Below are 23052 nucleotides of genomic sequence, written 5' to 3'. Positions count from 1 at the left end.
GTGGTGGGGGCGGCGGGGCCGGAGGTGTCGGGCTGGTCAGCTCGACGGTCATTTCCGGAATTTCCGGTGGCGTCGGCAGCGGCTCGGCCCTGGCCTGCTGGAAAAACCACCAGGCGCCGCCGTGTATCAACGCCGACACCGCCACCAGCAACAGCATCTGCTGTTTGTTCAGGCCGCCGGGCTGCGAAGTGTTGGCCTTATAGACGGGCCGATCCGCCACCGACGCAAGCGCTGCGTTCGGTAATGGCCCCGGCGGTGTTCTGTGCTTTACCGCATCGTTCATTAAAGCTCCCTCGGGTTGATGAAGGGCAATAAGGTGCCGTTCGAACAACACAGCGTTGTTCGAGTGAGTGGTCGCAACTTTCATACAGGTGTGCAGAAGCCGATAGTTGAACTATCTATTGAACAGGGCTTGTGCAGCTTGTTGCTTCAGTAATACCGACTTCGATGGTTCATTGATCCGGTCCGTGGCTGTTCTTTTATAAGTGAGTATGCAATTGAGTGGCGAACATCATTCTTGCCCTCATGATTGATGCAATAGCAACCGCTGTGCCAAAGAGTGACCAATTGTGTAGCGGCTATTTCACGGATGATACCTATGTCGCATTTATATAAGTTTCATTGAGCACGCCGGTTTTCATGGGCGCATAACCTCCCGACGGCCCTGTTTGCAGAGCTTTTTTCGGGGCGAGACAGGCTTGGAGCGGTATCGCGCTGTTCAGCGAGATAGAGCGGCTGTTCTCGTGTCGGCCAGGACGCTTGATGGTGCGTGGCGGACTGATTTGGTGCGGGTCAGTGTTTTAGCGGGTCACAGGTGATGTTCCTTGTTCTTGTCTAAATAAAGTCGGGCTCGGGGTAATGATTGAAAGTGCAGTTTTGGTGCGCTTTGAATATTAATGCCGAGCGGCGAAAGTTGTATCGGTGTGCTGTCCGGAATTTATTGTCGAACAATGTGTTGTTGCATTCATTAATGCAGCGCGCACGCAATGACTTCTTGCGTGCTATTTAAAAAATAAATAGTGCAGGTGTTCAGGTAATAAAAGGAATGCACGGACTGTTCGCAGGACGAACACGGCGCAGGTACAGGGGTACGGAGGGAAAAGTGTGGCGCAGCAGATGAAGATTCACGCGGTGAACTCCTTGTTGCCAGCTCGGATACGCGAACTTTTGGTTCGGTATCGCACCTTACAAGAACGCGGGTAGCGTTCACTGATTGCTCTTGGTGCGGGATGGGCACCGCCAGCGCTGTTTTGCGAGATCAGGGATTCGCAAGTTGCGGTTGAATGCGCAATCCGTGCCAAATTCGATACAACGGCTATAAATAGGCTTGGAGAGGATGTCTTTCGAGATGGAGGAGGGGGTATGTATCAGCTCTACGGACATCGCAATTCAGGAGCGGCGGCCATCGAGGCAGCGCTCGAACTGTGCCAGGTCGCTTACCGGTTCATTGATGTCGAAGCCAGCGCGGAAGCCGCACAGGAGCTGGCCAGGCTCAATCCGCTCAAGCAGATCCCGACCCTGCAATTGCCCGATGGCAGCGCGCTCACCGAAAGCGCGGCGATCCTGATCCATCTCGGGTTGAGTTTTCCAAAGTCCGGTTTGCTGCCGGCCAACGCCGCCGATCGTGATCAGGCGATTCGCGGTCTGGTGTACATCGTCAGCAATTGCTACGGGGCCATCGGCGTCATCGACTACCCCGAGCGCTGGCTGGTGATGCCGGACGAAGCGTCACGGCAGAACCTGATGACAGGCGCCCGGGAGCGATTGCACTGGATGTGGGAAGTGTTTGCCGACCAGTTTTCCGCCGAGTTGTATCTGGACGACGAAACACCGGGCGCGCTGGATGTGTTGGCGGCAGTGGTGACGCGCTGGGCCGGCACCCGCGAACACCTGCGCCACGCCCGGCCGGGGTTTTATGCGTGGCTGCAACGCATCGACCGGCACCCGGTGCTGGCGCCGGTCTTTGCAAGGCACTGGCCCGGTTGATCATTCCCCGCGAATGTACTGCTCCAGCTGTTTGATCAGCTCGGCCTGTTCGGCAATCGCTTCCTTGACCAGGTCGCCGATCGACAGCAGGCCCAGCAGTTTGCCGTTCTCCACCACCGGCAAGTGACGCAGGCGTTTGTCGGACATGATGCTCAGGCAGGTGTCGACCGTCTGGTGGGTGTCCACCGTGATCACGTTCGCCACCATGATGTCGCGTACCGGGGTGCCGACTGACGAGCGCCCGTGCAGCACCAGTTTGCGTGCGTAATCGCGCTCGCTGATGATGCCCACCACTTTTTCGTCCTCCACCACGAGCAAGGCGCCGACGTTTTTTTCGGCCATCTTCATCAGCGCTTCGAGCACCATGTGATCGGGCTTGATCTGGTGCACTTCCTGATTTTTCTGATCTTTGAGCTTGAGCAGCTGGGCGACGGTTTTCATGGCGGTTACTCAGGTGTTGTCGTTGTTCTCCAAGCATCGTAGACCGAGGCGCGCAGAGCAAGGCCGCAAAACGGCAGATAACACGCAAAAAACGTCATTTGCCGGGTTTTTTCATGACATGGCCTTTGTCACCGGATGCGGCAATGCCGCGTAGAATGCCTGTCTGAATCAATTCTTGAGGTCGCAGTGGTGGATTTACAGCAGGGCTTCGTCCTGACCCGGCATTGGCGCGACACCCCGGCCGGCACCGAAGTCGAGTTCTGGCTGGCAACCGACGCCGGTCCGCGCCGTGTGCGCCTGCCGCATCAGCCATCGGTGGCGTTCATCCCGGCTGCACAGCGTGAGCAGGCCGAACGCGTGCTGGCAGACGAAAAGAACGTCGAACTGCGTCCCCTGGCCCTGCAGGATTTCGAACATCGCCCGGTGCTCGGGCTGTATTGCCAGCAACACGGTCAGTTGATGCGTCTGGAAACGGCGCTCAACCGTCACAGTGTCGATGTCTTCGAAGCCGATGTGCGACCGCCCGAGCGCTACCTGATGGAGCGTTTCATCACGGCGCCGGTGTGGTTCAGCGGCACGCCCGATGCCGGCGGTTTGCTGCTCGACGCCCACCTCAAGCCTTCACACGACTATCGTCCGCTACTGCGACTGGTTTCGCTGGACATCGAAACCACCGAGCAGGGCGAGTTGTATTCCATCGCGCTGGAAGGCTGCGGCGAGCGCCAGGTGTACATGCTCGGCGCGCCGAACGGCGATGACAGCATCGTCGACTTCGACCTCGAGTACTGCGAATCGCGCACCCAGATTCTGAAGAAACTCAACGACTGGTTCGCCCGCCACGACCCCGACGCGATCATCGGCTGGAACCTCGTGCAGTTCGACCTGCGCATCCTTCACGAACACGCCCGACGCCTCGGTGTGCCGCTCAAGCTCGGGCGCGATGGTGAGGAAATGCAGTGGCGCGAACACGGCAGCCGCAATCATTACTTCGCGGCAGCGGCGGGGCGGTTGATCATCGATGGCATCGAATCCCTGCGTTCGGCGACTTGGAGTTTCCCTTCGTTCAGCCTGGAAAACGTCGCCCGGACCCTGCTCGGCGAGGGCAAGTCCATCGACAACCCGTACCAGCGCATGGACGAGATCAACCGCATGTTCGCCGAGGACAAACCGGCGCTGGCCAAGTACAACCTCAAAGACTGCGAACTGGTCACGCGGATCTTTGCCAAGACCGAGCTGCTGAAGTTTTTGCTCGAGCGCGCGAGCGTCACCGGTCTGCCGGCGGATCGCAGCGGCGGTTCGGTGGCGGCGTTCACTCATTTGTACATGCCGTTGATGCATCGCCAGGGCTTTGTGGCGCCGAACCTTGGCACCAATCCGCCGCAGGCCAGTCCCGGCGGGTTTGTCATGGACTCACAGCCGGGTCTGTACGAATCGGTACTGGTGCTCGACTACAAGAGCCTTTATCCGTCGATCATCCGCACCTTCCTGATCGACCCGGTGGGGTTGATCGAAGGTTTGCAGCATCCGGATGACGCCGATTCGGTGCCGGGTTTTCGCGGCGCGCGTTTCTCGCGCACCCGGCATTGCCTGCCGTCCATCGTCGCCCGGGTCGCCGAGGGTCGCGAGACCGCCAAACGCGAACACAACGCGCCGCTGTCCCAGGCGCTGAAGATCATCATGAATGCCTTCTACGGCGTGCTTGGCTCCAGCGGTTGCCGGTTTTTCGATACGCGGCTGGCATCGTCGATCACTCTGCGCGGCCACGAAATCATGCTGCGTACCCGGCAATTGATTGAGGCTCAGGGGCATGCGGTGATTTATGGCGACACCGACTCGACCTTTGTCTGGCTGCGTCGTCCGCACGGTCAGGAAGAAGCAGCGACCATCGGCCGGGCGCTGGTGCAGCACGTCAACGACTGGTGGCGCGAGCATGTGCTTGAGCAGTACGGGCTGGAAAGCGCCCTCGAATTGCAGTTCGAAACCCACTACAAACGCTTTTTGATGCCGACCATTCGCGGCGCCGAGGAGGGCAGCAAGAAACGTTATGCCGGTCTGGTGACCCGTGCCGACGGTAGCGAAGAAATGGTCTACAAAGGCCTGGAAACCGTGCGCACCGACTGGTCGCTGCTGGCCCGGCAGTTCCAGCAGGAACTGTACGAGCGGATCTTCCAGCGCAAGCCGTATCAGGATTACGTGCGCGATTACGTGCACAAGACGTTGGCCGGCGAGTTCGACGAGCGACTGGTCTACCGCAAGCGCCTGCGTCGCACCCTCGACGACTACGAACGCAACGTGCCGCCGCATGTGCGCGCCGCACGGCTGGCGGACGACTACAACGCGCAGCACGGTCGCCCGCGGCAATACCAGAATGGCGGCTGGATCAGCTACGTCATCACCCTGGCCGGCCCCGAGCCGTTGGAAGTGCGCCGTGCGGCCATCGACTACGACCACTACATCACCCGGCAGCTGCAACCGGTGGCGGATGCGATCCTGCCGTTTGTCGACGACGATTTCTCAACCCTGATCGGGGGGCAACTGGGCCTGTTTTGAGTCCAGCAGTTGCAGGGTCCATTCGTCCTGGATGCCGTGGAAGTAACGCTCCAGCGCCTGATGCCAGAGACTGTCGTCGTCGGCGAACTGGGCGAACAGGGTCATTGATGAGTGGAATTTCAGGTCATCCGGGTGGCCGAAAATCTCGGCAATCGAACGCTGCTGCACATTCAGTACAAGCTGTGCGCAAGTGCGCAGCCGGGCGCCGAGCAGCTCATGGGCCAGATAGGCCCGGGCTTCTCCGGCGGAGCCGATGGCGAAGCGCCGGGACATCTCGCTGCCCCCGAGTCCGGCGAACTGCGGAAACACAAACCACATCCAGTGGCTGCGCTTGCGGCCCTCGCTAAGTTCGCACTGGACCCGTTCGAACACCGGGTCCTGGGCGAGCACGAAGCGTTGCAGGTTGAATGGATCGTCCTGATCAGTGCTTCTCATGGCGAAGCCCTCTGTCAGTCGGCGCTGGCTCAGACCATGGCCAGCCGCTGCTTGCGTTGTGGCGCGTGAAACGCCTGGTCCAGCGCCGCCAGATCCCCGGCATCGAGTTGCAGCTGCGCCGCTTGTGCATTGAGCTGCACGTGTTCCGGGCGCACGGCCTTGGGAATCGCAATTACCCCATCCTGACGCAGAATCCACGCCAGCGAAACCTGTGCCGGGGTCACGCCGTGACGAGCGGCAATCTGTTTCAGCACCGGCTCGGCCAGCATCGCGCCGCCCTGGCCTATCGGGCAGTACGCCATCAGCGGCATGCGCTGTTGCTGGCACCACGGCAGCAGGTCGAATTCGATGCCGCGCTCTTCCAGGTTGTACAGCACCTGATTGGTCGCACAGGCCGATGAAGACAGTTCTTCGAGATCGTCGACATCGAAATTCGACACGCCCCAGCGACCGATCTTGCCGTCCTCGCGCAGGCGCTCGAAGGCCTCGACGGTTTCTTCCAGCGGATACTGGCCGCGCCAATGCAGCAGATAGAGATCGATGTAATCGGTGTCGAGCCGGCGCAGACTGCGCTCGCAAGCCTGGGGGATGCCCTTGCGGCTGGCGTTGTGCGGGTAGACCTTGCTGACCAGAAATACTTGATCGCGCAGGCCGGCGATGGCTTCGCCGACCACGCTTTCGGCACCGCCCTCGGCGTACATTTCGGCGGTGTCGATCAGGGTCATGCCCAACTCTATGCCGCTGCGCAGGGCCGCCACTTCACGCTTGTGCGCCGAGCGGTCTTCGCCCATGCGCCAGGTGCCCTGGCCAATCACCGGAACCTGCACGCCAGCCAGTTCGAGAGTACGCATTCAAACCTCCTTTCTGAAACGGTCGATACCTTGAGTGGGCAGCAGGATAGTCCATGGGTTCCGTCCGGCTCCAGAAAGGAGGCGAGGGTGCTACTTCGCGGAAAACTTCAACACCACGCTCTGCGTGTAGGTCTGTCCCGGATCCAGCCGGGTGCTCGGGAAGTTCGGCTGGTTCGGCGAGTCTGGATAGTGCTGGGTCTCCAGGGTGAACGCGCCCCAATGCGGATAGACCTTGCCACCCTTGCCCTTGACCGTGCCGTCGAGGAAGTTGCTGGTGTAGAACTGCACGCCCGGTTCGTTGGTGAACAGTTGCAAGTGGCGACCGGATTGCGGGTCGCTGACTTCGGCGGCGAGTTTGCTGACGTCACCCTTGGTGTCCAGCGCCCAGTTGAAGTCGAAGCCACCGTGTTGCGGTTCGGCGAATTTCAGTTGCGGGTGATCGGCCTTGATGTGCTGGCCGATGGCGGTCGGTTGGGTGAAGTCCATCGGCGTGCCGGCCACGGGCGCCAGTTCACCGGTCGGGATCAGTTTGGCGGTGACCGGGGTGTAATGGCTGGCGTGCAGGGTGGCGACTTGCTTGAGGATGTCGCCATTGCCGGCACCGGCAAGGTTGAAGTAGCTGTGGTTGGTCAGGTTGAGCACCGTCGGTTTGTCGGTGCTGGCCTTGTAGTCGATGCGCAGTTCGTTGCTGTCGGTGAGGCGGTAGGTCACTTCGGTGGTGAGGTTGCCAGGGAAACCCATTTCGCCATCCGCCGACAGGTAGGTCAGGGTCACACCGACCGAATCCTTGTCCTTGGTTTCCGTCGCCTTCCAGACCTTCTTGTCGAAGCCCTGCGTGCCGCCGTGCAAGGCATTGGTCTTGTCGTTCTGCGGCACTTGATAGCGTTTGCCGTCGAGTTCGAAGGCGCCATCGGCCAGGCGATTGCCGAAGCGGCCGATGGTCGCGCCGAAGTACGCGGTGCCTTTCTGGTAACCCTGCACATCGTCGAAACCGAGGACGATGTCGTCGAGCTTGCCGTGTTTGTCCGGCACCTGCAGCGCCTGCAAGGTCGCGCCGTAGGTGATGACCGTGGCCTGCATGCCGTGGCTGTTGCGCAGGATGTATTGCTCGACGGGCGTGCCGTCATTGGTTTTGCCGAAGGCTTTGTGTTCGCTGGACAGGCCGGCGGCCTGGGCGGAGAGGGTGGCGATCATCAGGGACAGTCCGAGGCCGCAGAGTGAGTGTCGGGATTGAAGCATGGGTTGACCTTCCTTTTTGTTGTTGTTTTGAAAATCGATAAATAGTCATGCTAATTAATGGGTGAATTGGAATTTATAGCGGATTAAACGGTTAATGCAAAAATAAAGTCGGACTAAATTGGTTGAGTCAACGGTGCCGAAGGTCGGGAATACACGCCGGCACTGCACTTTTGCGAAATCCCCGGCTCTATCCATGCCCAGGGTGCGGTGACTTCCGCCGCACAGGAACGTGTCCGTCAAAGAATTCATGCCGAGAGTTTTGCACCCCATCGCTGCATTCATTCATCGCCCGTGCCTGCTGCTGGCCTGCTTGTCGACGCTGCTGCTCGGTGGTTGCAGTCATCAGGACGGCAACAATTTCATCAGCCAGATGCGCGAGGGCAGGCCTCAGGAGTTTCTTCAGACCAGCGTCGACCGCATGGCCACGCTGGCGATGCGCGACAACCTCGACAGCCTCTATCGCTTGATGGGCAAGTTGTACCTGCGCAACCCGGACGAACTGCGCAAATCCGGTTTCCTCGACATTCGCACGGCGGTCAAGCAGGTGCGGTTGGCCATCGAGCAGCAGCAACCACTGCCGACCCTTGGCGGCAAAAAAGACCTGGCCGCGCTGAGCTATGCGATGAGCCCGGAGTTCCTCGGTGACCGGGTAGGCGCCTTCATCTATGCCATCGGCAGCATGCTGGTCACGGCCCACGGCAACCGCATCGAGTTCTACATGACCGATGCGATCAACCCGACCTTCGTCAACAACGCGGCACGCAACATCGAGAAAGCCACGTGGATCCTCGCCCAGCGGCAGAACAAGGAAGGCCAGCCGCTGCTGTTCTCCAACGAAATTTCAGAAGAGGGCAGCAACCTGAGCTTCGCCACCGAGTTCGGCAAAGTCGTGGCGCGCCTCGATCTGCTGACCCAGATGCTCGACGAGCGCTACCGGCGAATCGGTTTGAATTACGCCCAGAGCCTGCTGTTTTTGAATTTTCTACCGGTGCAGTGAAATGGAATAACGATAGATCGGATCGATATAGGAGGTTATAAGAAAAATCGCTATGCTGCGGGCCAGATTTTTCCTGTCGTCTTCTGGATGTCTTAATGGAATTGGCAAATTTCGGTCTGGTGATTGCCGGGCTGGTGGTGGGGTTCATCGTCGGCATGACCGGTGTCGGCGGCGGTTCGTTGATGACGCCGATCCTGCTGTGGTTCGGCATCAATCCGGCCACAGCGGTGGGCACTGACCTGCTGTACGCCGCCATCACCAAATCCAGCGGCGTGCTGGTGCACAGGAAAAACAAGAACATCGATTGGGCCATCACCGGCTGGCTGACCCTGGGCAGTGTCCCGGCGGTGGCGATGACGTTGTGGTTCCTCAGTACCCTGCACACCGCGCCGGATGCGATGAACGCCATCATCAAGCAGGCGCTGGGCTTCGTGCTGTTCGCCACGGCGCTGGCGATTCTGTTCAAGAAACGCCTGCTGGAATTCGCCCACAAACGTGCCGGCGGCAACTACAACCCCAGCGGCACGCGCCTGAACATCATGACCGTGATCACCGGTCTGATCCTCGGCACCATGGTCGCCCTGACCTCCATCGGCGCCGGCGCCCTCGGCACCGTCGCGCTGTTCATCCTCTATCCGCTGCTGCCGACCCGCCGCCTGGTCGGCACCGAAATCGCCCACGCCGTACCGCTGACCCTGGTCGCCGGCCTCGGCCACGCAAGCATGGGCAACATGGACTGGGGCGTGCTGGGCTTTCTGCTGATGGGTTCGCTGCCTGGCATCTGGCTTGGCAGTCATCTCACCGGCCGCGTCTCCGACGAACTGCTGCGTCCGTGCCTGGCGACGATGCTGGTGTTGATCGGTTACAAGCTGGCGTTCTGATCGGCAGGCAGCCATGAGCGAAACAGCATTCCATTGCAATGGCCGCCTCGCCATCACGGTCGAGCCCCGGGAAATGCGCATGAGCCACTGGCTCTACGCGCCGCGGGTGGTCGATCAACAGCGCAATCAGACGCTGCTGGACTTGAGCGCAAGCCAGTGGGATCTGATCTCCAGTGAAGAAACAGCCGACGGCATCGACCTGTTGCTGCGCAAGTATCCGGGCGACATGCCTGCGGTGACCTTGAGCGTCAACCTCGCTGACGGAGCGCTGCGGCTTGAAGGCCGACGTGTCGAATCGTCCGGGCTGGAAGCGGCGCTGGATTCGGTACTGCGCCAGGCGAGTATTTCTGGCTGAATCGTCATCCCGATACGGTCATAAAAGGTAATCAAATGCGCGACATGATCGAGCGCATGCGGTTGCGCAAAATCGTTGCTGACCTACGCTTTGAACAAGGCGAAACATATTTGCCGGGCAACCCCCGGAACAATCGCCACGATGCGCAATCATTAGAGCGTGGATATCAAAAGGAGATGCGCATGCTCATCAGGTCATTGACCCTGACACTCTTGCTGGCGATTGCCGGCCCCTTGTTCGCCGGGGACAACGATTCCCCTCTGGATGTCGACAAAGGCAACTACCGCCCCTTGATCGTCATCGCCAGCAGTACGGTCGACCCGGTCTGGGTGAGCCTGAAAAAGTCCCTTGAGGATCCGGCCAACAAGCAGGGGATCGCTGACCGCAAGCTCAAGGTCTACACCATCCTCAATATGGCCGGACAGCTTGACGGCAAGGATCTTGGTCAACAGGACACCATGGCGTTGCTGCGCTCGCTGAAGCTGGGTGCCGGGGCCTATCCGAAAGTCTTTCTGATGGGCAAGGACGGGGAAACCAAACTGTCGGCCGCCGGGGACGAGGCAAAGTCGGTGGACCTGAAGAAAGTCTTCGACACCATCGATGCATTGCCGGCCGCCGAGAAGGAACTGGTCGCCGCGCCTCCACCTCCAGCGGCCGCCGAGGCGGCACCGGCCAAGGGAACGAAGAACGGCAAACCGGCAAAACCTGCGAAACCCGCCAAGCCGCCGGAAATGCCGGATGATTGAGAGCGTGGTTCGGGTGACCTGAACACAAAATGGCGAACGGATTTTACCGTTCGCCATTTTTATTGCCCGCGTGTCACAAGTTGTAGTGATACCCGCCTTATGAAAATAGTTGCCGCATATTCCGAGTGGAATGAGTTGCGCAACACCCTTCAAATCCATCGGATTTTTCCTGCAACGCGCGTCGGCGCTGGTGATCTGGTGCTCCGAGACCCATGTCGATAACCTTTCCGGGCCGCTGCAAAATCAGCGGTCGGATGTGGAAGTCCGGTGAATCCTGAAAGCGCATGTGCGCCTGTAAACACTTGTTGGCGCCTTATATGCCAACATTGTTTGTTTATGGCAGCTATGCGCAGGAGCACTCTAGAGTGCACCGGGTTTTTCTCGGGGTCCCGGACTTCCACACCTGCGCAAAGCTGCCACCCTCTTGTGGAAGGGAGCTCGGCAGTTTTTTCTCTAACTGCACGAGATCTTCACGCATGAACAAATTTGATTCGAACGCAGCCGAAACCTCCGCGAACCCAGATTCCCCCGAACACATCGCCAACCCCAAACCCCGCTACATTCCCATCACCGGCATCGACTGCCAGATTCCCTGCCTTCTGATCGATCGCGAAGCCCCGGTAGACGTACTCCACGGCACCGCCGCCTACCGCTTGCGCAGCGTGACTCAACTGCTGGAAACCCTTTCCCTCAGCGACGGCACCGGCCATGACGCATTACTGCTGCAGGATTTCGCCCGAGTGCTGGCAATCCCTCTGCGCGACAGCTGCGACCTGATGGATGTACTGGGCTGGAAGCTACAGGCGTAGTTTTCAAACCCTCAAACAAAAACGGGCGACCTTCTCAGGCCGCCCGTTTTTTATGGCGTGATTACCGGGTCAACTCCCCCAGAATCCTGTGCGCAATCTTCACCCGCTCTCCATTCGGGTAGCTGCGGTTCGCCAGAATCACGATCCCGACGTTCTTCGACGGCACGAACGCGACATACGCGCCGTAGCCAGCGGTGGAGCCGGTCTTGTTCAGCAGCACGTTCGCCGGTTCCGGCTGTGGCGGAGTGAGCCATTTGACCTTGTGCGGTTCCATGGCCATCGGCGTGGAGTTGCCGTCCAGCAGGCGGGCCAGGCTGATCGGGTAGGCGTAGCGTTCCCAGCCCAGTCCCTGGGTCATGTCGCCGACGGTGTAGTAGCCGGTGTGGGTGAGGGCGATGGCTTTTTGCAGCGGTGTTTCGAGTTTGGCGCTGTCGAGGTTGGCCTGGACGAATTGCAGCAGATCTGAAGTGCTGGTTTTCACGCCATAGGCTTCGGAGTCGAGGGCGCCGGGGCTGACTCGAATCGGTTTGTTGTTCTTGTCATAGCCTTGGGCGTACAGATTTTGCTCAGATGCGGGCACCGACAGGAAGGTGTGCTCGAGCCCGAGTTTCGGCAGCAGGTTTTCGGTCATGACCTGATCGAACGGCTGGCCGAGGCTTTTGGCTGCCAGATAACCGAACAGGCCGATGCTCGGGTTGGAATACAGGCGCTGGCTGCCGGCCGGATAAGTCGGTTTCCACTGTTGGTAATAGCCGAGCATCTTGTCGGAAGAATCCGCGGCATCCGGGAATTGCAGCGGCAGGCCACCGGCGCTGTAGGTGCCCAGTTGCAGCAGGCTGATCTGGTCGAAGGCGCTGCCTTTCAGCTCGGGCCAGTGCTGGCTGGCCTTGTCGGAGAATTGCAGTTTGCCGCTGGCCTGGGCGTAGGCGGCGAGGGTTGCGGTGAAGGTTTTGCTCACCGAGCCGATTTCGAACAGGGTGTTTTCATTCACCGCTTGCCCGGTGCTCTTGTCGGCGACCCCGTAGTTAAAGTAATGCGCCTTGCCATCGACGGTCACGGCCACGGCCAGCCCCGCGATGTCCTGTTGCTGCATGACTGGAGTCACAGTGGCCTTGACCAGCGCCTGCAACTGATCGTCGGTTTGCGGGGCGGCCAGGCAAGTGGCGGCGCTGAAGAAAAGTCCGAAAGCGCTGAAAGACTTGAGTTTGTTCAGGTTGATCGAAGACATGCTTGAACCACTCTCCATGAGTGTTGATGGTGTTATCCCGCTACACTGCGAGCGTTTTTTCATCGGGTTGCTGATCAGCGCCGCAAATCTAGGCAGTCCCGCGTCTTTCGACAAACGATGAAATCTCGGACGAGCCATTAGAAAAATTTGGGATTTGGCATGATTCGACCTCAATTGCCATTGAATGCATTACGCGCTTTTGAAGCTTCCGCGCGCCACCTGAGTTTCACCCGTGCCGCCGTGGAGTTGTGTGTGACTCAGGCGGCCGTCAGCCATCAGGTCAAAAGCCTGGAGGCGCAACTCGGCGTGATCCTGTTCAAACGCCTGCCCCGTGGGCTGATGCTGACCGGCGAGGGCGAAACCCTGCTGCCGGTGCTGACCACGTCGTTCGATCATATCGCGCAGATGCTCGAGCGTCTGGCGGGCGGGCAATATCGGGAAATGCTCACGGTCGGCGCGGTGGGTACTTTCGCCGTGGGTTGGTTGTTGCCGAGGCTGGCGGACTTCCAGGCGAAACATCCGCTCATAGATTTGCGACTGTCGACCAACAACAATCGGGTGGACGTCGCCGCTGAAGGGCTGGATTACGCGATCCGGTTTGGCGCCGGGGCGTGGCACGGTATCGAGGCGACCCGTTTGCTTGAGGCCCCGTTGTCGGTGTTATGCGTCCCGGAAATTGCCCGGCAATTGCACACGCCGGGTGATCTTTTGCAGCAGCGTTTGCTGCGTTCCTATCGCACCGATGAGTGGCCGGACTGGTTTTACGCGGCCGGTCTGGCGACCCATGCCGCGCCGCCCCAGAGCATCGTGTTCGACTCGTCGCTGGCGATGATGGAAGCGGCGTTGCAGGGCGGCGGGGTAGCACTGGCGCCGCCATTAATGTTTGCACGACAACTGGCGGCGGACCTGATCCGCCAACCCTTTGCCATCGAAATCACCACCGGCAGCTACTGGCTGACGCGCTTGCAGTCACGGCCGGAGACGTCGGCGATGGCGGCGTTCAGGCACTGGTTGCTGGAGGCCGCGCAGGCTTAGCGCACCAGGCACGGCCGCTTGTTATCGAACGTCCAGCCCGGAATCAGAAACTGCATCGCCACGCTGTCATCCCGTGCGCCCAGCCCCATGCCTTTATAGAGTTCGTGGGCCTTGGACACCTGGTCCATGTCCAGCTCCACCCCCAGCCCCGGTTTCTTCGGCACCTGCACGCAGCCGTCGACGATTTGCAGCGGTGCCTTGGTCAGACGCTGGCCGTCCTGCCAAATCCAGTGGGTGTCGATGGCAGTGATGTCGCCCGGCGCCGCGGCCGCGACGTGGGTGAACATCGCCAGGGAAATGTCGAAGTGATTGTTGGAGTGCGAACCCCACGTCAGGCCCCATTCGTGGCACATCTGCGCCACCCGCACCGAGCCCTGCATGGTCCAGAAATGCGGGTCGGCCAGCGGGATGTCTACCGACTGCAACTGGATTGCGTGGCCCATTTCGCGCCAGTCGGTGGCGATCATGTTGGTGGCGGTTTTCAGGCCGGTGGCGCGACGGAATTCAGCCATCACTTCACGTCCTGAATAACCGTTTTCCGCACCGCACGGGTCTTCGGCGTAGGCCAGCACATGATGCTGGTCGCGGCACAGACGGATCGCTTCTTTCAGTGACCACGCGCCGTTCGGATCGAGGGTGATGCGGGCGTCGGGGAAGCGCTCGGCCAGTGCCGTCACCGCTTCGATTTCGGCATCGCCGCTGAGCACGCCACCCTTGAGCTTGAAGTCCTTGAAGCCGTAACGCGCATGGGCCGCCTCCGCCAGACGCACCACGGCGTCGGCAGTCATGGCTTTTTCGTGACGCACGCGGAACCAGTCGTTGTCGGCATCCGGTTCGCTGCGGTAGGCGAGGTCGGTTTCCCGGCGATCGCCCACGTAGAACAGATAACCGAGCATCTTCACTTCGTCGCGTTGCTGGCCTTCGCCGAGCAATGCGGCCACCGGCACGTCGAGGTGCTGGCCGAGCAGGTCGAGCAGGGCGGCTTCCAGCCCGGTGACCGCGTGAATGGTGATGCGCAGGTCGAACGTCTGCAGGCCACGGCCGCCGGCGTCGCGGTCGGCGAAAGTCTGGCGCACCTGATTGAGGATCTTCTGATACGTGCCGATCGGGCTGCCGACCACCAGGCTGCGGGCGTCTTCAAGGGTCTGGCGGATACGCTCGCCGCCGGGTACTTCACCGACGCCGGTGTGGCCGGCGTTGTCCTTGAGAATGACGATGTTGCGGGTGAAAAACGGCCCGTGGGCGCCGCTCAGGTTGAGCAGCATACCGTCGTGGCCGGCCACCGGGATGACTTGCATCTCGGTGATGATCGGGGCTTTGGCGATGTCGTATGCGGTCATTTGGCGTTGTCCTTTCAAGCGTGTTTCGGCGCGGCATCGGCCACGGCGATATCAGGTGCGGATTTGGGTGTCATGCGGGCGGCGAACACGATGATCGCGGCGATGATCGAGGTCGCGGCCAGACCATAGAGGCCGCCCTGGATCGAACCGGTGTGTTGTTCCAGCAGGCCGAAAGTGGTGGGGGCGACGAAGCCGCCGAGGTTGCCCACCGAGTTGATCAGCGCGATCACGGCAGCGGCGATCCGCGCATCGAGATAGGCCTGCGGAATCGGCCAGAACAGCGATGAAGCAGATTTGAAACCCAGTGCGGCAAAGCAGATCGCGACGAAGGCAAAAATCGGCCCGCCGGTGGTGGACATGAACATCCCCGCAGCGGCGATCAGCAATGCGGTGGCCACCCACGCCTGCTGGTGTTTCCATTTGGCCGAGAACGAGGCGAACGCATACATGCCGATGATCGACAGCAGCCATGGAATCGAGTTGAACAGGCCAACCTGGAAGTCGCTCATCTCGCCCATCTTCTTGATGATGCTCGGCAGCCAGAAGGTCGCGGCATAGATGGTCAATTGAATGAAGAAGTAGATCAGGCAGAACAGAATGATCTGGCGGTCCTTGAGCAGTTTGCCCAGCGACGGCCGGATCGGGGTCGCGGCTTCGCGGGCCTTCTGTTCGTCGTCGATGGCTTTGACCAGCGCATCCTGCTCGGCGTGGGTCAGCCACTTGGCGTCGTGGGGTTTGGCGTCGAGCCAGAACCAGACGAACACGCAGAGGCCGACCGAGAACATCCCTTCAATGAAATACATCCACTGCCAGCCGTGCAGGCCCAGACCTTCGATCTGCAACAGCAGGCCGGACAACGGGCCGGAAATCAGCGAGGCCACCGCCGAACCACTCAAGAAAATCGCAATCGCCTTGCCGCGCTCGGCCCCCGGCAACCAGCGGGTGAAGTAGTAGATCACCCCGGGAAAGAACCCGGCCTCGGCCACACCGAGCAAGAAGCGCAGGATGTAGAAGTGGGTTTCGTTCTGGATGAACGCCATGCCGGCGGCCACCAGTCCCCAGGTGAGCATGATGCGGGTCAGCCAGATTCGCGCGCCGACCTTTTGCAGCAGCATGTTGGAGGGGACTTCGAACAGCGCGTAACCGATGAAGAACAGACCGGCACCGAACCCATAGGCAGCGGCGCCGATGCCGAGATCATGTTCCATGTGGGTGCGGACGAAGCCGATGTTCACCCGGTCAATGTAATTGACGATGAACATGATGACGAACAGCGGCAGGACGTGGCGTTTGACTTTGGCAATGGCGGAGGACAGCACCGAATCGGTGCCCTCGTTCATCCCGGCAATGGATGATTTCACTTGATTTTCTCCCACTCGTTATTTTTATGCGGGGTGTGATTGGGTACTGCGTTGTTGATAGACATCATACAACTAGATTTTTTTGTCCTACAAGCGGCAACGCTCAATCAAATTTATCTACGGCGAAGGGCTTTTATGCTTTTCTGGATTTAAAGTGCCGTATTTGTTGGGTTTTAAAGGATTGTGACGGGCTGCGGTGCAGAATGCCAAGCCAGCGAATGTGCAGTGCTGGCGTGAAACTAGTTAATGGTTTTTAGCGAAAATCACTTGTTGTCATACAAGTAGAGCGCCTGAAATCATAGGAGCTCATACAAGTCATCGCCTGCAGTGCTACGATCGGCTTGCCCCGATCACCGGAACCGACCATGCAAGAAGACCTCGACGCCCCCGCCCGTAAACGCGCGCACAACCTGGCCCATGACCTGGTGGAAAAACTCACCCAGAGCATCCTGCTCGGCCAGATGTTGCCCGGTGACAAGTTGCCGTCGGAGAACTCGATCGTTCAGGAGCACGGCGTCAGCCGCACCGTAGTGCGTGAGGCGATTTCCAAATTGCAGGCGTCGGGGTTGGTGGAGACGCGGCACGGCATCGGCACCTTTGTGATCGAGCGCGTGCCGGAGCAGGGGTTGCGGCTGAATGTCGACACCGCGCTGGGCGTGCGCAGCATTCTCGAATTGCGCATGGGGCTGGAGACGCAAGCAGCAGCACTGGCCGCGCAGCGTCGTTCCGAACAGCAACTGATGCAGATGCGTCAGGCGCTGGACGACTACCAGCGTCTATTGGCCAACAACGACAGTTGCGTCGAGGCCGACCGGCGCTTTCACCTGCTGATTGCCGAAGCCACCGGCAATGTCTGTTTCACCGAAATCATGCAGCAGCTGGGCAGCGCGATGATCCCGCGCACTCGAGTCAATGCGGCCGAGCGCGGGGCGGTGGATTTGAGCAAGCTCGGGCAACTGGCGAATCTCGAACATGAAGCGATTTTCAACGCGATCAAACGCCAGGATCCGGAAGCGGCCCGGGCAGCGATGTGGCTGCACCTGAGCAACAGCCGCGACCGGTTTTCGGCGGGCGGTGCCTGACGCTGCGACTCAAGTCTCGATGGCCCGGACCACCGCCGGCCGTTCCAGATTCAACGCCAGCACGCTAATCAACACCACCGCCGAACCCACCAGCACCAGCTGCGTCGGGCGTTCGCCCAGGCCCACGGAAGCAATCCCCATTGCGGTCGGCGGAATCAGGTACAGCGTCATCGTAGCCCGGCTCAGGTCCACATGCTTGAGCACGAACGCCCACGCCAGATAGGCGAGGGCGCTGGGAAACACCCCCAGAGCGAGCACCGCCCATTGCACTCGCAGCGGCGCACTGGCCACGCTGTCGGCCAGCTCCGGCAAGTAAATCAACAACAGCAGCGTGCCGGACCACACCGTGTAGCAAACCAGCGTCAGCCCGTCATAGCGCCGGGCGTGGTGTTTTTGCAGGGCGAAGTAAACGCTCCACGACACCGCCGCCAGCAGGATCAGCAGACCATGGGCGTCGATGCTGCCGAGGCCGCGATCACCGCTGACCACAATCACCACGCCGACGAATCCCGTCAGCACACAGCCCCAGCGCCAGACGCTGACCCGATCCTTGAACAGAAACCGCGCCAGCAGCGTGCTGAACAGCGGCGTCGATTGCGCCAGCACACTGGACGCGCCGGCGCTGACGCTTTGCTGGCCGATGTTCAGCACCACGTGATGCAGGCTGACGGCAAAGAAGCCCAGGGCCAGTAACAGTGGCAAATCCTGTAGGCGCGGCAGATGAATGCCTTTGAAACCAGCAATCACCGCCATGAACAGCGACGCCAGCAGAAACCGCAGCAACGCCAGATGACCCGGATCGTAGGCTTGCAGGCCGATATGGATGCCGGTCGGCGAATAGGCCCAGCAGCCGACGACGAAAGCCATGGCCAACAGAATTTTCAAAGGCGAAGTGGAAGGCATGAGCGAGGCACCAGGAGGATTGATGCGTCGAGTATCCGGGTGGCCAATCATTCGCCACAACTGACTTATACTGCGCGAACCATTCACTCAGAGTGATGATTATGGAGCTGGCGCAAATCCGCATGTTCAAGACCGTGGCCGAGGTCGGCAGCATCGCCAAAGCGGCTGAAAAGCTGTTTTGCGTACCGTCGAACATCACGGCGCGGATCAAATCCCTGGAAGCGGAACTGGGGGTTGCGCTGTTTCTGCGCGAAGGGCGCGGGCTGCGGATCAGTCCGGCGGGACAGACCTTTCTCGCCTACGCGGAGAAGATTCTGGCGCTGACGGCCGAAGCCAAACGCGCAGTCGATCCCGCCGCCGAGCCGTCCGGGCCGCTGCGCATCGGCGCCATCGAGTCTTCGGCCACCGGGCGTCTGCCACGCCTGCTGGCGAAATTTCACAAGCGCTATCCGAATGTGGCGTTGGAACTGACTACTGGCACTTGGGGCCAGTTGCTCGACGATACGGTCAGTCATCGTCTGGACGGCGCGATCGTCGCGGTGGACGTCGAGCGCTCCCAGCTCAAACGCACGCCGATGTATCGAGAGGAACTTCTGCTGATCGCTTCGACTTCTTTCGGGCCGATACGCGACCTCGACGATTTGCAGGACAAGACCGTGTTCATGTGGCCCCAAGGCTGTCCGTATCGCGCCGCGCTGGAACACTGGCTGTTGCGTCAGGGCCTGTCGTTGCCGATTGTCAGTCTGGCCAGTTACGGGGCGATTGTCGGTTGCGTGAGTGCCGGCGCTGGCGTAGCGCTGGTGCCCAAAGGCGTGTTCGAGCAATACGCCAAAGGCGCGGGGTGTGCGGGTTACGAATTCTCCGAACTGACCGCCATCGACAACTTGTTCTACTGGCATGAAAACGCCGGGGTGCACCCGGCGCGTGAGGCGTTTGTGGCGATGTTGCGCGAGGAGTTTGCCTGAGCCGGATCAGGTCCCGCTCACGTCGCGCATCAACAAGCCGAAGCGCAGATCCACCGCATCCGGAATCGGCAGGTACACCGTGTGCCCGTCCCCTGGCGCCACGTCGATGGCCTCGCCCTTTAGGCTCTGTAATTCATGCAGATCAAAATGGAAGTTGCCCTTGGGCGTCATTAGTTCCAGATGATCGCCCAGGGCAAAGCGGTTCTTCACTTTGACCTCGGCCAGACGATCCCGGCGTTCGCCAGTCAGCTCGCCAACGAATTGCTGACGTTCCGACACCGAGCTGCCGTTCTGATAGTTCTGGTATTCGTCATGCACGTGCCGGCGCAGGAAGCCTTCGGTGTAGCCGCGCTGGGCGAGAGATTCCAGATCGGTCATCAGGCTGCGGTCGAATTCGCGACCGGCCACCGCATCGTCGATGGCCCGGCGGTAAACCTGAGTGGTGCGGGCGCAATAGAAGTGGGATTTGGTCCGGCCTTCGATCTTCAGCGAGTGCACGCCCATGCGGGTCAGGCGCTCGACGTGCTGCACCGCACGCAGGTCCTTGGCGTTCATGATGTAGGTGCCGTGCTCGTCTTCGAAGGCCGGCATCATCTCTCCGGGGCGGTTGGCTTCCTGCAACAGGAATACCTGATCGGTGGGGGCGCCGAGGCCGAGGGTCGGCTGCGGTTCGAAGGTCTGCACGATCTCGCCGAGCTGGTTTTCGGTGGCTTCCTGGGCCGAATATTTCCAGCGGCAGGCATTGGTGCAGGTGCCTTGATTGGCGTCGCGCTTGTTCATGTAACCCGAGAGCAGGCAGCGGCCGGAATAAGCCATGCACAGCGCGCCGTGGACGAACACTTCCAGCTCCATGCCCGGCACCTGCTCGCGGATTTCGCCGATCTCTTCCAGTGACAGTTCCCGGGACAGAATGATCCGGCTCAGCCCCTGTTGCTGCCAGAACTCGACGCTCGCCCAGTTCACCGTGTTGGCCTGTACTGAAAGGTGAATCGGCATCTGCGGAAAGTGCCGGCGCACCAGCATGATCAGGCCGGGGTCGGACATGATCAGTGCGTCCGGCGCCATCTTGATCACCGGCGCCAGATCCTTGAGGAAGGTCTTGAGCTTGGCATTGTGCGGCGCGATGTTGACCACCACATAGAAACGCTTGCCCTGGGCCTGGGCTTCACGAATGCCGAGGGCGAGATTGGCGTGGTCGAACTCGTTGTTGCGCACCCGCAGGCTGTAGCGCGGCTGGCCGGCATAAACCGCATCGGCGCCATAGGCGAAGGCGTAGCGCATGTTTTTCAGGGTGCCGGCGGGGGCGAGCAGTTCCGGGGTGAAGGAGGGCATCATGGCGGTGTCGGTCGCAAAAGCGCGGGAGGGTAAACGAGGTGCGGCGAGGGTTTATTGATCTGGATCTATGCTCCATGAACAAAGATGGCACTCGCGCGGGCGCGGGCTGACTAAGTTGGGCGGGTGCGCGTGGCGCCTGACTGACATGGACCGGACATGAACCAAAAGAGTCTGCAATTCAAATCCCTCACCGTGCTGTTGTTGCTGGTGACGGTGGCCTTTATCTGGATCCTGCTGCCGTTCTACGGTGCGGTGTTCTGGGCGGTGATTCTCGGCATTCTGTTTGCGCCGATGCAGCGCCGGTTGCAGCAGAAATTCGGCTGGCAACGCAACCTGACGTCACTGTGCACCCTGAGTGTCTGCCTGGTGATCGCGATCTTGCCGGTGATCGTCATCAGTGTGTTGCTGGTGCAGGAAGGGGCGACGCTCTACGACAATATCGAAAGCGGCAAGCTCGATATCGGCGCCTATCTGGCGCAGTTCAAGCATAGCCTTCCGCCGTACTTTCAGCACTTGCTCGACCGGTTTGGTGTGGGCGAACTCGATGCCTTGCGCGAGAAAATCGTCAAGGCCTCGATGCAAGGCAGTCAGGTGCTGGCGAGCCAGGCGTTCAGCTTCGGCCAGGGCACATTCGATTTTGTGGTGAGTTTTTTCATCATGTTGTACTTGCTGTTCTTCTTTCTGCGCGATGGTGCCGAACTGGCGCGCAAAGTGCGTACGGCGGTGCCGCTGGAAGAGCATCACAAGCGTCGGCTGCAACTGAAATTCAACCGGGTGGTGCGCGCCACGGTGAAAGGCAACCTGCTGGTGGCTATCACTCAGGGCGCATTGGGCGGGGCGATTTTCTGGTTTCTCGATATTCCCAGCGCGTTGCTCTGGGCGGTGTTGATGGCGTTTCTGTCGCTGTTGCCGGCAGTGGGGGCGGGCATTGTCTGGGCGCCGGTGGCGGTGTATTTCCTGCTCAGCGGGATGATCTGGCAGGGCGTGGTGCTGGGGTTGTTCGGGATATTCGTGATCGGCCTGGTGGACAATGTGCTGCGTCCGGTGCTGGTGGGCAAGGACACGCGCATGCCGGACTACATGATCCTGATCTCGACGCTGGGCGGGATGGCGGTGTTCGGTCTCAATGGTTTCGTGATCGGGCCGCTGATCGCTGCATTGTTCATGTCGAGCTGGGCGCTGTTCGTCGAAACCAGACCGAAGGTGCAGTTGCCTTAAGCCTTGAACGGGCCGTTGATCAGTCGTTGCGACAACGCTTGGGCAGCTGGCAGCGAAGTGAGCGGGCCGCTGACCGGCTCGCCGTCGCGTACCAGATACCAGCAGGCGAGCAATCCAAGCTCTCTGAGGGATGCGGGAACCGCGCTGCCGACAACTGACATGATTTGAACCTGTGCCATGAAAAGTACCTCCATCAATCTATGGAGCTACCTTAGGGACTTGGCCGTTTCAGGGACAATCAACGCTTTCGATAGTGGACATTGATGCCGTTGAGGACTGGCTCAATCGACCACTTGATCGAGCATGTGCACAATCTCGTGCTCGTTGAGCAAACCCTTGCGCACCAGGTTTTCCGCCAGCAGCGACACAAACTTCGCCGTGCGGTGGCCTTCCAGGTGCTTGAGCTCGGTCAGGGCGTTGTACACCTTGCTTGAGGTGCATAAACCGACGATGCGGTGCGGATTCTGTGTTGGCATTCCAGTCGTCCTTGTTTTTATCAACCTGTTGTATGCGGACGGATTCAGATTGCGGTTCCGTCATGACAAATAGATGACCGTTGTGTGTTTCGGCTCAACAGTCGAGTCCATCATGCCGACTTTAACGGGTGGAACTGTCTCCACAGCGACCTTGGCGAGATTTTTTCAGACGTTGGCCGACGGACGGTCGGCTTGCTCAAGGCCAAAAAAAGCCCCGCTGTAAAAGCGGGGCTTTGTCTGTGTGCTTACCAGCGACCACCGTAGTAGTGCGGGTGGCCGTAATAACCACGGGGCGGACCGTAGTAGACCGGGCCCGGAACATAAACCGGTTGCTGCACATAAACCGGGGCCGGCTGGTAGTAGACCGGTGGCGGCGGTTGCTGCACGTAGACCGGTGCCGGTTGAGCGTAAACAGGCTGTTGGACGTACACCGGCCGATCCTGGTTGATGAGCGCCGAGCCGATGATGGCCGAGCCGACGATCGCACCAAATACCGCCGGACCCTGCCAGCCACCGCCGTGGGCTTCTGCCTGACCCGTGATCGCGAATGCACCAATCAACAAGGCCACGATGGGGAGTTTACGAATCATGATTAATCCTCGGTTCTTCGACCCGGCGTCCGGGCCTGCAACAGGCTCGGGATAGCGCGGGGATACTTCTAAGACAGCAACATTTGGAAAAACAGCACGGCGGCTGGGTAAATTTTGTGTAAGGTCTGTACCGGCTTGCTTACCGGGTTTCAGGCAACGGCTGTGATGCCCGGAACAGACCGCCTTATGATCGTTCAGAACCCGATGGTCTGGCTAATCCCGTCCATCC

General features: G+C 60.1%; 23 protein-coding genes and 1 pseudogene. 11 read left to right on the top strand and 13 right to left on the bottom strand.

What is annotated here, in order from left to right; genetic code table 11:
• Positions 1 to 283, bottom strand: a pseudogene (locus CAF87_RS16055) (energy transducer TonB); the annotation flags it as partial.
• Between the two features lie 1079 nt (positions 284 to 1362).
• Here CAF87_RS16055 and CAF87_RS16050 point away from each other — a divergent pair.
• Positions 1363 to 1986: a glutathione S-transferase gene (locus CAF87_RS16050; protein WP_085732244.1), complete on the top strand. Its 624-nt coding sequence runs from the start codon at positions 1363 to 1365 to the stop codon at positions 1984 to 1986.
• Here the strand turns inward: CAF87_RS16050 and CAF87_RS16045 are convergent, their stop codons facing one another.
• Positions 1987 to 2427, bottom strand: a complete 441-nt coding sequence (locus CAF87_RS16045; protein WP_085712511.1) for a CBS domain-containing protein — start codon at positions 2425 to 2427, stop codon at positions 1987 to 1989. It abuts the gene before it with no gap.
• A 189-nt stretch (positions 2428 to 2616) separates the two neighbouring features.
• On the opposite strand from CAF87_RS16045, the gene CAF87_RS16040 reads away from it, so the two are divergent.
• The gene (locus CAF87_RS16040; RefSeq protein ID WP_170929602.1) at positions 2617 to 4977 is read left to right on the top strand and encodes a DNA polymerase II; all 2361 of its coding nucleotides are present in this window, start codon (positions 2617 to 2619) and stop codon (positions 4975 to 4977) included.
• Here CAF87_RS16040 and CAF87_RS16035 read toward each other — a convergent pair.
• The 3 genes from CAF87_RS16035 to CAF87_RS16025 all read right to left on the bottom strand — a co-directional run bounded on the left by CAF87_RS16035 (position 4942) and on the right by CAF87_RS16025 (position 7502).
• Positions 4942 to 5412, bottom strand: a complete 471-nt coding sequence (locus CAF87_RS16035; RefSeq protein WP_085732242.1) for a DUF1810 domain-containing protein — start codon at positions 5410 to 5412, stop codon at positions 4942 to 4944. The two genes, CAF87_RS16040 and CAF87_RS16035, sit on opposite strands and share 36 nt — an antisense overlap.
• Before the next feature lie 29 nt (positions 5413 to 5441).
• Entirely contained in the window at positions 5442 to 6263 is an 822-nt protein-coding gene (locus CAF87_RS16030) for an aldo/keto reductase (protein ID WP_085732241.1), read from the bottom strand.
• 90 nt (positions 6264 to 6353) lie between these two features.
• On the bottom strand, positions 6354 to 7502 hold the full coding sequence (locus CAF87_RS16025) for an aldose epimerase family protein (RefSeq protein WP_085732240.1): 1149 nt from the start codon (positions 7500 to 7502) through the stop codon (positions 6354 to 6356).
• A 247-nt stretch (positions 7503 to 7749) separates the two neighbouring features.
• On the opposite strand from CAF87_RS16025, the gene CAF87_RS16020 reads away from it, so the two are divergent.
• The 5 genes from CAF87_RS16020 (at position 7750) to CAF87_RS16000 (ending at position 11290) form a co-directional block, all read left to right on the top strand.
• A complete protein-coding gene (locus CAF87_RS16020; RefSeq protein WP_085732273.1) occupies positions 7750 to 8499 on the top strand; it encodes a hypothetical protein in 750 nt (249 codons plus the stop codon).
• 95 nt (positions 8500 to 8594) lie between these two features.
• Positions 8595 to 9380, top strand: coding sequence for a sulfite exporter TauE/SafE family protein (locus tag CAF87_RS16015; protein WP_085732239.1), 786 nt, complete (start codon positions 8595 to 8597; stop codon positions 9378 to 9380).
• Positions 9381 to 9393: 13 nt separating this feature from the next.
• The gene (locus CAF87_RS16010) at positions 9394 to 9735 is read left to right on the top strand and encodes a hypothetical protein (protein WP_085732238.1); all 342 of its coding nucleotides are present in this window, start codon (positions 9394 to 9396) and stop codon (positions 9733 to 9735) included.
• A gap of 182 nt (positions 9736 to 9917) precedes the next feature.
• Positions 9918 to 10481: a DUF4174 domain-containing protein gene (locus CAF87_RS16005; protein WP_085732272.1), complete on the top strand. Its 564-nt coding sequence runs from the start codon at positions 9918 to 9920 to the stop codon at positions 10479 to 10481.
• A 536-nt stretch (positions 10482 to 11017) separates the two neighbouring features.
• Complete coding sequence (locus CAF87_RS16000; protein WP_085732271.1) at positions 11018 to 11290, top strand: hypothetical protein; 273 nt, start codon at positions 11018 to 11020, stop codon at positions 11288 to 11290.
• Positions 11291 to 11351: 61 nt separating this feature from the next.
• On the opposite strand, the gene ampC is transcribed toward CAF87_RS16000, so the two are convergent.
• Positions 11352 to 12518 (bottom strand): class C beta-lactamase, encoded by a 1167-nt coding sequence (ampC, locus tag CAF87_RS15995; protein ID WP_085732237.1) that lies wholly within the window; start codon positions 12516 to 12518, stop codon positions 11352 to 11354.
• A gap of 159 nt (positions 12519 to 12677) precedes the next feature.
• Here ampC and CAF87_RS15990 point away from each other — a divergent pair, with 159 nt between their 5' ends.
• Positions 12678 to 13553 (top strand): LysR family transcriptional regulator, encoded by an 876-nt coding sequence (locus CAF87_RS15990; RefSeq protein ID WP_085732236.1) that lies wholly within the window; start codon positions 12678 to 12680, stop codon positions 13551 to 13553.
• On the opposite strand, the gene gudD is transcribed toward CAF87_RS15990, so the two are convergent.
• Both gudD and CAF87_RS15980 read right to left on the bottom strand, forming a co-directional pair.
• Positions 13550 to 14893, bottom strand: coding sequence for a glucarate dehydratase (gene gudD, locus CAF87_RS15985; protein WP_085732235.1), 1344 nt, complete (start codon positions 14891 to 14893; stop codon positions 13550 to 13552). The genes CAF87_RS15990 and gudD overlap by 4 nt on opposite strands.
• A 14-nt stretch (positions 14894 to 14907) precedes the next feature.
• Positions 14908 to 16254, bottom strand: coding sequence for an MFS transporter (locus CAF87_RS15980; RefSeq protein ID WP_085732234.1), 1347 nt, complete (start codon positions 16252 to 16254; stop codon positions 14908 to 14910).
• 365 nt (positions 16255 to 16619) lie between these two features.
• On the opposite strand from CAF87_RS15980, the gene CAF87_RS15975 reads away from it, so the two are divergent.
• Complete coding sequence (locus CAF87_RS15975) at positions 16620 to 17336, top strand: FadR/GntR family transcriptional regulator (protein ID WP_085732233.1); 717 nt, start codon at positions 16620 to 16622, stop codon at positions 17334 to 17336.
• A gap of 9 nt (positions 17337 to 17345) precedes the next feature.
• Here CAF87_RS15975 and CAF87_RS15970 read toward each other — a convergent pair whose 3' ends face one another.
• Positions 17346 to 18239, bottom strand: a complete 894-nt coding sequence (locus CAF87_RS15970; RefSeq protein WP_256576019.1) for a DMT family transporter — start codon at positions 18237 to 18239, stop codon at positions 17346 to 17348.
• Between the two features lie 101 nt (positions 18240 to 18340).
• Here CAF87_RS15970 and CAF87_RS15965 point away from each other — a divergent pair, with 101 nt between their 5' ends.
• Entirely contained in the window at positions 18341 to 19204 is an 864-nt protein-coding gene (locus CAF87_RS15965) for a LysR family transcriptional regulator (RefSeq protein WP_085732231.1), read from the top strand.
• A 6-nt stretch (positions 19205 to 19210) separates the two neighbouring features.
• Here the strand turns inward: CAF87_RS15965 and yegQ are convergent, their stop codons facing one another.
• Positions 19211 to 20539 (bottom strand): tRNA 5-hydroxyuridine modification protein YegQ, encoded by a 1329-nt coding sequence (yegQ, locus tag CAF87_RS15960; protein ID WP_085732230.1) that lies wholly within the window; start codon positions 20537 to 20539, stop codon positions 19211 to 19213.
• Between the two features lie 156 nt (positions 20540 to 20695).
• On the opposite strand from yegQ, the gene CAF87_RS15955 reads away from it, so the two are divergent.
• Positions 20696 to 21757, top strand: coding sequence for an AI-2E family transporter (locus tag CAF87_RS15955; RefSeq protein WP_085732229.1), 1062 nt, complete (start codon positions 20696 to 20698; stop codon positions 21755 to 21757).
• Here CAF87_RS15955 and CAF87_RS15950 read toward each other — a convergent pair.
• From CAF87_RS15950 to CAF87_RS15940, 3 genes are all read right to left on the bottom strand, one after another.
• Complete coding sequence (locus CAF87_RS15950) at positions 21754 to 21936, bottom strand: hypothetical protein (RefSeq protein WP_085712487.1); 183 nt, start codon at positions 21934 to 21936, stop codon at positions 21754 to 21756. The two genes, CAF87_RS15955 and CAF87_RS15950, sit on opposite strands and share 4 nt — an antisense overlap.
• A 102-nt stretch (positions 21937 to 22038) precedes the next feature.
• Positions 22039 to 22233: a hypothetical protein gene (locus CAF87_RS15945; RefSeq protein ID WP_085712486.1), complete on the bottom strand. Its 195-nt coding sequence runs from the start codon at positions 22231 to 22233 to the stop codon at positions 22039 to 22041.
• Positions 22234 to 22478: 245 nt separating this feature from the next.
• Positions 22479 to 22823 carry a hypothetical protein gene (locus tag CAF87_RS15940; RefSeq protein WP_025108898.1) on the bottom strand — a complete coding sequence of 115 codons (345 nt, stop codon included), beginning with the start codon at positions 22821 to 22823 and terminating at the stop codon, positions 22479 to 22481.
• Positions 22824 to 23052 lie beyond the last annotated feature (229 nt).

The organism is Pseudomonas sp. R38(2017), assembly GCF_002112395.1.
Classification (GTDB): Bacteria; Pseudomonadota; Gammaproteobacteria; order Pseudomonadales; family Pseudomonadaceae; genus Aquipseudomonas.
Note: the sequence above shows the minus strand (reverse complement) of the source record. Positions and strands in the feature narration are given on the sequence as shown.